The 8887-nt window shown below is 72.3% G+C and carries 6 protein-coding genes; 3 read left to right on the top strand and 3 right to left on the bottom strand.

Going from position 1 to position 8887, the window contains the following annotated elements:
* The first annotated feature begins 103 nt into the window (after window positions 1–103).
* The 3 genes from FOE67_RS09105 to FOE67_RS09095 all read left to right on the top strand — a co-directional run bounded on the left by FOE67_RS09105 (window position 104) and on the right by FOE67_RS09095 (window position 4890).
* Window positions 104–694 carry a CueP family metal-binding protein gene (locus tag FOE67_RS09105; protein WP_323384541.1) on the top strand — a complete coding sequence of 197 codons (591 nt, stop codon included), beginning with the start codon at window positions 104–106 and terminating at the stop codon, window positions 692–694.
* Window positions 695–1469: 775 nt separating this feature from the next.
* Window positions 1470–2396: a hypothetical protein gene (locus FOE67_RS09100; protein ID WP_182662346.1), complete on the top strand. Its 927-nt coding sequence runs from the start codon at window positions 1470–1472 to the stop codon at window positions 2394–2396.
* Window positions 2397–3132: 736 nt separating this feature from the next.
* On the top strand, window positions 3133–4890 hold the full coding sequence (locus FOE67_RS09095) for an AfsR/SARP family transcriptional regulator (protein WP_228473704.1): 1758 nt from the start codon (window positions 3133–3135) through the stop codon (window positions 4888–4890).
* Here the strand turns inward: FOE67_RS09095 and FOE67_RS09090 are convergent.
* From FOE67_RS09090 to FOE67_RS09080, 3 genes are all read right to left on the bottom strand, one after another.
* Window positions 4887–6344 carry an MFS transporter gene (locus FOE67_RS09090; RefSeq protein ID WP_194444092.1) on the bottom strand — a complete coding sequence of 486 codons (1458 nt, stop codon included), beginning with the start codon at window positions 6342–6344 and terminating at the stop codon, window positions 4887–4889. The genes FOE67_RS09095 and FOE67_RS09090 overlap by 4 nt on opposite strands.
* A complete protein-coding gene (locus FOE67_RS09085; RefSeq protein WP_182662329.1) occupies window positions 6344–8548 on the bottom strand; it encodes a DUF6895 family protein in 2205 nt (734 codons plus the stop codon). Before FOE67_RS09085 ends, FOE67_RS09090 begins: the two co-directional genes overlap by 1 nt.
* A gap of 36 nt (window positions 8549–8584) precedes the next feature.
* Window positions 8585–8887: phosphopantetheine-binding protein (locus FOE67_RS09080; protein WP_182662327.1), on the bottom strand; the 303-nt coding region annotated here is incomplete at its 5' end.

Below are 8887 nucleotides of genomic sequence, written 5' to 3'. Positions count from 1 at the left end.
CCCGTCCCACCCCGCGCCCGTGCACGGGCAACGGTGCGCCGATGGCCCGTAGACTGGGCCACGATCGCCTTCCCGCCGAGCAGCGTGCAAAGGAATGACGACCGTGGCATCCACCTCCAAGCTTCTCGGTGCCCTCACCGCTCCGCTGATCGCGATCGCACTCGTCACCGCCTGCACCACTCCCGGACCGGTCACCACCGGGGAGACCGACGACGTCGACTGGCTCGGCGAATACGGTCTCGAAGGCCTCGACCCGCGCGAGATCATCGAGCGGCTGGAGACACTGCCCGTGGAGGAGCGCCCGGAGGAGCTGATGGCCTCGATCCGGACCGACGCGCTTGTCCTCTCCGACGACGCCGGCAACGAGACCTTCCTCGATCTGCCCGAGGACGAGTTCTACATCTCCGTGGCGCCCTACACGGACCGGACCCACGACTGCCATTTCCACAGCCTCACCACCTGCCTGGGCGAACTCCGCAACCAGGACGTGGACATCACCGTCACCGATACGACCGACGGCACCGTGCTCCTCGACGGAACCGTTCGCACCCACGACAACGGATTCGCGGGCATCTGGCTGCCCCGGGACATCGACGCCACCCTCACCGTCGAGCACGCCGACAAGACGGCGAGCATCCCCGTCTCCACCACCGACGAGGACCCCACCTGCGTCACCACCCTCCACCTCACCTGAGAGCCGCCCCACCCTCACCGTTCGCGGGTGCAATGAGCCGGCGACGGGGTGCGATCGCGGCCTCGGAACCCTTCCGAAGGGGTTCGGTCATCGGGCCGGGTCCGGAAGAGCCCGGCGGATGAAGGACACCGACTCCCTTGCCGAGCCGGCCCCTCCCCACCGATCGGGTCCTCGGATGTCCCCGATCGCCGCCCCACGACGGATGAGCCCGCCGCCTCGGCAGTCGACACCACGGTTCCGGGGGGTTCGACCTCCGCCGTAGCCGCCTCGGTGCCCCTTGCGGGCCGCCGCTCCCTCCGAAGTCCCGCGGACGGTTCCACACGGGTGCGGTTCCGATCGTGCGTGGTCCCCGGAGTCGCACCCTCTCCGGAGACCGGAAGGACCACCGGTATTCGACCGAGGGGCGGGGCGCCATCCACCCCGGCCCCCGACACCTCTTCGCCACGGGACAACCGACCACGGGCAACCGGCACACCCCGGGGGGTGAGGGGGCCCGGCGCGAAGACCGCCCCCGGTCACGTCCCGCGGATCACGGGCGGCAGTTCCCGGCACGATCACACCAGCGGCCTTTGACATCGCCTCAAAAGCCGATAAACCGCGCACCCGTCACCAGTGGACACCGGAGCGGAAAGATCCCCGTGCGGCAGTCGTTCCCCACGGTTCGCCCCTCGACATCCCGGGACACCCGGGGCCGGCATCCCTGCCCCCCGCGGTGATCATCACGGCTCGGCAACATCGTCTCCCCATCCGCCCGGTTGGCGGCATCATCAGGCGCATGAGACACACCCGCACCACCGTCGCCCTGTTCACCGCCTTCGCCGTCATGGGCGCCCTCACCGCGTGTGGTGCCGACGGCGGCGACGGAGCCGGCGGCGGGGGCGACGCCACCCCCGCCGAAGCCGGCGGCACGGAAGAAGCTCTCCGGGCCGCCGTCCGGGCCAATGTGGACGCCATCAACGGCGGCCGGGCCGACGCCGTGCACGACCTGCTCTCCGAGCGCTGTCGCGCCCGAACCACCGTGGAGGAGGTCGGGTTCGGCCTCGAATTGATCAGGGAACTGTACGGGAACCTCACCCTCGAAGAGGTGACCGTCCGGGACATGGACGGCAATACCGCCGTCGTGGAGGGGAAGACCGGCATCGAGGCCCTGGACCGAGCGGAGGAGGAGGGCGGCGGTGGCCGCTGGGTTCACGAGAAGGGCGAGTGGCGCAACGACGAGTGCGACGACACCGACACCGCGGGCACCGACGGGGACACCGTGGGAGAGGGGGACGCGGGTCGGGCCGACACCGACCTTCCCCTCGGGGAGCCCCACACCTGGGCCGACAAAGTAGCCCTCACCATCACCGATGTCAGCGGGATTCCCGCCGACCGGATCGGTGAGTACGACCACGTCCCCGAGGGGCAGGCCCCCTTCACCGTGACGCTGACCATCACCAACGGCTCCGGCGACCCCGTGGATCTCGAGGACTTCCACCTCTCCGTCCGGGGCATCACCACCGGCGGAAGTGCCGACTCCGTCTACCTCGACGGCTCCGAATTCCTCGAAGGGCGGCTGGCCGCGGGGCAGACCCGCGAACACGAGGAACACTTCTCCTTCGACACCGACAAGTACGGCCACGACATCGTCATCGAGGGCAACCGGCTCTCCGACCTCGTGAACCCCGACTCCCCCACCTGGATCGCAGCCCTCGATCGGTAGAAGGGCGAGGGAGGCCGTCGTTCGAGCGGGACGACGCCCGACCGCTCGGCGGCCGACCCCCTGCCGCACCGGGGGGGTGTCGCCACTCCCGTCCCACACGCCCCGGACGGATGCCGGACGTCCTCGACTCGGCCCACGTGATGGTCGCCCGCGCGGGCGGCGAACCCGCGCGCCGACCGCTCCGCGAGCACGGGTCGTGCGGCTCGCCCGTTCCGGCGTTCGTCGTTCGTTCTCCGGCCTCGACGAGTTGCTCGACGGCTCCGCCCGGCCACGGCCCGCGGGGCCGGAACCGACCGGAACCGGCTCTGCCGCATCGGTGACCCGCGTCTCCCCCGTCGTGTGGGCGGGACGGCGGTGCCGGACGCGGGCAGGGATCCCCGCGATCACCGCCCCGATCCCCGCCCGCATCCGGTGCCGGCCGGTGGCAACGAGGAGTTCCCCTCCCCCGCCGACTCGATGTCACCGCGTCCCGTCACACGGTGTCGCGGCTTTGCGCGGGGTCGTGGCGAAGAGTGAAGGTCGCATACAGGGCGAACATGAGTTCAACATCGATGACCGTTGTGTGCGTCAGAGCACACGGAGCGTGGAATATCTGTTGCGTAGCGAGTATTCGCTGCGATCGACGCGTCTCGTGAGGGTCGACTCCCCGGGCCGTCGGACGTCGAGTCGACTGCGGGAGAGCTGAATGCCTCAAGTGGCAAGTCCCGGTGTTCTTCCGGGAGTTCTGAGACTTTCGATGTTGGGGCCGCTCGCCGCCGAGTACGACGGACGGCCGCTGGCGCTCGGTCCGCTCAAGCAACGCCTGGTCCTCGCGACCCTGCTCTTCCGGCCCGGCGGCGCGGTCTCGGTCGATGCCCTGGCGGAGGCCGTCTGGAACGACAGGCCGCCCCGGACGGCACGCAAGAACCTCCAGGTGTACGTCTCGGCGCTGCGACGCGTCCTGGCGCCCGCCGGCGAACGTCTGGTCCAGGCACCCGGCGGGTACATGCTGCGGATCGCCGAGTCCGAGCTGGACGTCTCGCGCCTGAGCGCGCTCGCCCGGGCCGGACGCCGCGCCGCCAACGACGGCGACTTCCGGCGGGCGGCCGAGCTGTTGGGCCAGGCACGCAAGCTGTGGAACGGCCCGGCGCTACCGGAGCTGGCCTCCTCGGAGGTGATCCGCGAGGAGGCGGAGCGTTTGGCGTTCCGGCACCTCACACTCTGCGAGGACTGGGCCGAATCGGCCCTGGAGGCGGGCCAGGTCAACGAGGTCGTCGAGGTCACGGCCGAGTTGGTGGAACGCCACCCGTTGCGGGAGCGGTTGCGGGCCGCGCAGATGAACGCCCTGCACCGGACCGGGCGGCATTCCGAGGCCCTGGCCGCCTACGACGACCTCCGACAACGCCTGTCGCACGAGTTGGGCCTGTCGCCCAGCGCCGCGCTGGAGACCCTCTACGAGTCCCTTCTCCTCGCGCACGAGCCGGAACCCCGTACCGTCCGGTCCCATGTCGGTATCCCGTCGCGCCCCCGGGTGGTGCTGCCGGTCGCCCTGAGGGACTTCACCGGACGGGTCGCGGATGTCGCCCGATTACGGGAGAACGTGGTGGCCGGGACCACGGGTGTGGTGGTGGGGCCTGCGGGTGTGGGCAAGACCGCGCTGGCCGTCCACGCCGCCCACGGACTCGCCGAGGAGTACCCGGAGGGCCGCTTGTTGGTGCGGCTCCGGCAGACCGACGGCGCGCCGCGAGACCCCGCGTTGATCGTGGCCGAGCTCCTCGCCTACGCGGGTCTGACCACGGATCGGCCCGCGGGACTCGGCGACCCGGACCTGGAAGCGGCCCTGTGGCGCGGTTGGCTGGCCGACCGCAGGGTCCTGCTGATCCTCGACGACGCGCCCGACGAGGCGAGTGTCCGCCCGCTGCTCCCCGACATCGGCCCGAGCACGGCCATCGTGACCGCGAGAACCCAGCTGGGCGGCATCGCCTCGGCCCACCGTGTCCCGCTGGACCACTTCACGGCGACGGAGGCACTCGATCTGCTGGCCCTGGTCATAGGGCACCGGAGGGTGAACGGTGAGCGTCCCGCGGCCCAACGCATCGTCGCGGCCTGTGGTCTCCTCCCGTTCGCGGTGCGCGCCGCGGCTCAGAAGCTCGCGGTGCTGCGCCACCTGTCACTCGAGGAGTACGCGGACCGGTTGGCGGCCCCGGGGGCGGTGCTCGACGAGCTGACCGTGGGTGACCTGGACGTCCGCGGCCGGGCCGCCGACGCCTGGAGGGATCTGAACGATCGGCATCGCCTCCTGCTGACGGCGCTCTGCGTGCTGCCCCTGGGCAGCACGTTTCGCATGGAGCAGGCCGCGGAGGCCCTGAAGTGCGCTCCCCAGGAGACACGCCGGGCGCTGGAGGCGATGATCGAGGCGGGGGCCCTGGGCCTCCCGGAGGCGGCGGACCGTTCCCGCACGGCGGGCTACACCCTTCCCTACCTGCTTCACCGCTACGCCCGCGAGGCCGGTTAGCCACCGCCGGGGCGCACACCGGGCACGCCCTCCCGCTCCGTGGGTGGGCCCTCGGCGGACCGCGCCTTCCCGGGGTCGGGAGCGGGCGCGGGAGCGGAGTCGGGCCCGGGGTCGGGAGCGGTGTCGGTGTCGGGGAGGGCGAACCTCGCGTAGACGCCGGAGGCCACGACGAACAGTCCGGAGACCGCGAAGATCATGTCCATCGTGCCGAAGGAGGCACCGGCGACCGAGAGCTCGACGTCCCGCAGCAGGGAACCCGCGAGCCATCCCGAGACGAGCGCGGCGAGCATCGCCGCCAGGCGGGTCACCGGATAGAACACGGCGAGCACCCGGCCCCGGTAGGCGGGGGGTGCGGCGGCGAGCAGCAGCGGTGCCATCGCGGTGTTCAGCATGGTGAGCGGGACGGCGAAGCAGAAGAGGAGGGCGACGCCCCCGACGAAGCCGGTCTGCCGCGAGTAGGCGATCAACAGGACCCCGCTGACCAGCAGGGAGATCCAGGTGGTGCGCCGCGCCCCGATCCACTGCACCACCCGTCCCGAGCAGAGCGCGCCGGTGATGCCGCCCAGCCCCATGGCCGTGCCGATGTAGCCGTAGAGCTCCGCGGGCGCGCCGAGGTTCTCGGTGAAGAAGAAGACGTTGAGGGTCTCCAGGGCTCCGACTCCGAGCTGTCCGATGACGGCCAGGGTCAGCAGGACGACCAGGAAACGGCTGCCGGCGAAGAAGCGCAGTCCGGCCACGAACTCCCCGCGCAGGCTCTTCCGTTCCACGGCGGGCTCCTCCGCGGCGGGCTCCTCCGTGCCGAGGGGCTCCGCGCCGTCGCGCCCGACCGTCACGGTCTCCCGCCGCGGCGCCCTCACGGCGCGGACCGCGAGGTAGGAGACCACGTAGGCCAGCGCGTTGCCGAACAGCGCCCACTGCACTCCGGCGGTGAAGAGCAGGGGGGCGGCCAGGGGTGGTCCGATGATCCAGGCCGTCTGACTGGTCGCCTGGGTGATGCCGGCGGCGCGGGCGCGGTCGGCCTCCCCGGTCACGAGGTCCGCGATGATCGCGAAGCGGGCGGGCGTGAAGAACTGGGCGGCCGCGTGGAGGGCCAGCACGGTGAGATAGATGAGCCCGAGCCAGGCGCCCACCGGGAGGGCCGAGGTGGGAAGGCAGGCGAAGAGGGCCAGCACCGCCACGAGGACGGCGCGCAGGGATTCCGTGCGGAGCATCGTGGCGCGTTTGTCCCAGCGGTCGACGAAGACCCCCGCCAGCGGCCCGATCACGAGGACGGCGGCACCGGTCGCCAGCAGGACCCCGCTGACCGCCATGGGAGCCCACGTCTCCCCCCGGGCGAGGTCGGTGGCCACCCAGAGGACCAGGGTGGTGCTGAAGACGGCGGCACCGACGGAGGAGACGGCCTGGCCGACCCACAGACAGGTGAAGTCCCGGTTGATGAGAATCGGACGCGGCATCACGGGAGCCTCTTCGACAGGACGATCAACGTCATGAGTGCGGTCACCAGGGTCGTGTGGTAGGCCTTCCGGAAGTCCTCGGGGGGTGGGTCGGAGTCCGCCGCGGCACGCGCCGCCGAACGCCCGGGGATCGCCCCGTCCGGCCGCTGGGCCCGTCGCAGACAGGACACCGCCGCGGTGCCCTCGGCCGTGCCCAGGGGATTCTCCCCCAGGATGTGCAGGGCGAGGAGGAGTTCCGCGGCCGGGTCCCACAGGTCGTGGGCCGCACAGTGGCGGAGCATCACGGCGATCAGCTCGCACGCGTGCCGCCGTTCGTCCGCGGTCAGGCCGGGGTCGGTCAGGCCGAAGTCGCCGAGGTAGAAGACGGCGTGGGTGAGGGCGTACGCCTCCGGCACGGCGAGTGGGGGGTGGTCCTCCGAGGCGCCGGTGGTCGCGGCGCGGAGGGTGACGGGCGGGCTTCGCCGGGCGAGTTCCGCGTAGGGCTCGATGCCGTGGGGGGCACCCGCCCTGTCCGCGTAGTAGCGGATCTCCAGGCGCTGGTAGGGCGACTTGCCCTCCGGGGCGAGGAAGTCGGGCGGCACCCGGTCGAGGGCGGCGCGGGTGAGTTCGACCCCACCGGCGCGCACGGCGATGGCGTCGGGGTCGCGACGCGACCACCGCGTCAGCCGTTCGGGGACCGAGGGGACCGGCCGGGTGGCCCGGGCCTCCGGCCGGGCGGGGCTCCCGGGGCCGAGCAGCAGCTCCCGCTCCCCGGGGGTGAGGAGGTCGCCGGCGCTCAGCGGGGTGTCGGGGTGGTCGGCGAACAGGCGCAGGGCGGCCACGGTGTGGTCGGCGATGCGGGCGACGGTCGCCGTGGTGAAGAGGTCCGGTCGGTGGACGAAGACCAGCTTCCGGCGTCCGCCCTCGTCCCGGACCTCCAGGGAGAGGTCGAACTTGGCGGTGGTCAGGTCGATGGGCTCGGGGGTGCCGACGGCCGCCCCCAGGGAGAAGCCGTCGCCGTCCCGGACCGTGGTGTGGGAGAACAGCACCTGCACCAGGGGGTTGCGCGAGAGGTCCCGTTCGGGACTCACCTCGTCCACCACGCGTTCGAAGGGCAGGTCCTGGTGGGAGAGCGCGCCGAGGACGCGGTCGCGGGTGTGCCGCAGCACCTCGTCCGGGGTGGGATCGCCGGGCAGGTCGGTGCGGATGACGAGCGTGTTGACGAAGAAGCCGACGAGCCGCTCGATCTCGGGACGCTCCCGGTTGGCGACGATCGTGCCGATCGCGATGTCGCTCTGGCCGCTGTGCAGGGCCAGCGCGGTGCGGAAGGCCGCCATGAGCGTCGTGTAGGGGGTGGTCCCGGCGCGACGACCGATCCGGGCGACCGCCTCGGACAGCTCCGGTGACAACTCGACCGTGTGGACCGCGCCGACGTGGGAGCGGGTCTCGGGGCGCGGGTGATCGGTGGGCAGTTCCAGCGGGGTGACGCCCGCGAGGGTGGAGCGCCAGTACTCCAGCGACGCGTCGTGGTCCGCCTCGCGCTGCCAGACGGCGTAGTCGGTGTAGTCGACGGGCAGCGGGGGCAGGACGGGGGTCCCGCCGCCGGCCCGGGCGCGGTGGAACTCCGCGAGGTCGCGCACCAGCACGTCCAGCGACCAACCGTCGGAGACGATGTGGTGCATGGCCAGCACCAGGACGTGCTCCTCGTGGCCGGCCCGGATCAGGGTGGCCCGGAAGGCCGGCTCGGCGGCGAGGTCGAAGGGGCGGAGGGCCGCTTCCCGGACCGCCCGGGCGACCGCCTCCCCGGGGTCCCCCGAGGGGCCCTCCGCGATCGGGTCGACCAGTTCCAGTCCGGCCCCGTCGGGCGGCAGGACACGCTGGGCGGGGGCGCCGTCGTGGTCGGGGAAGACCACCCGCAGCTGTTCGTGGCGGGCGACGAGGTCGCGGACGGCCCCGTCCAGGGCGGCGATGTCCAGCGGTCCGGTGAACCGCCAGGCGGCGGGCATCAGGTACTCGGTGCCGCCGGGGTCGAGCTGCTCCAGGAAGTACAGGCGCTGCTGGGCCGCGGAGAGCGGGGCCTCCCCGGTCCGGGGGGAACGGCGGGGGATGACGGCCCGCTCCGGGCCGTCGGTCCGGCCGCGGAGCCGCTGTTCCAACAGGCGTCGGGCGGCCGGGGAGAGGTCACCGCGGGTGATCGGGGCGGGAGCGACCCGGGGAGTGGTCATGACGTGTCTTCCCATCTGTCTCGGGAGGCGATCGGGTTACTCGACGGTGAGGGAGAGGTCGATCTCGTCCTCGCTCATGGCGGCGATCTGTTCGAGGAGTTGGCGCTCCACCTCGGCGGCGAGTCGCTCGACCGTGGGATGTTCGAAGATGTCGCGGACGCGGATGGGGCAGTCGAACGCGGCCCGCAGGCGGGAGGCGGTGGCCACGGCGCGCAGGGAGTGGCCGCCCAGGACGAAGAAGTCGTCGTGGACCCCCACCTCGGTCACGCCCAGCACCTCGGCCCAGATCTGCGCGGTCACCGTCTCGGTGGGGGTGCGCGGGGCGGTGAAGGCGGTCGG

Source organism: Streptomyces calidiresistens, assembly GCF_014141525.1.
Lineage (GTDB): Bacteria > Actinomycetota > Actinomycetes > Streptomycetales > Streptomycetaceae > Streptomyces > Streptomyces calidiresistens.
This window is presented reverse-complemented; position numbering and strand designations above follow the sequence as displayed.

Bases quoted from the DNA above. Each gene is read 5' to 3' on its own strand.
- FOE67_RS09100 (WP_182662346.1), top strand. From the start codon at position 1,470: ATGAGACACACCCGCACCACCGTCGCCCTGTTCACCGCCTTCGCCGTC.
- FOE67_RS09095 (WP_228473704.1), top strand. From the start codon at position 3,133: ATGTTGGGGCCGCTCGCCGCCGAGTACGACGGACGGCCGCTGGCGCTC.
- FOE67_RS09090 (WP_194444092.1), bottom strand. From the start codon at position 6,344: ATGCCGCGTCCGATTCTCATCAACCGGGACTTCACCTGTCTGTGGGTC.
- FOE67_RS09085 (WP_182662329.1), bottom strand. From the start codon at position 8,548: ATGACCACTCCCCGGGTCGCTCCCGCCCCGATCACCCGCGGTGACCTC.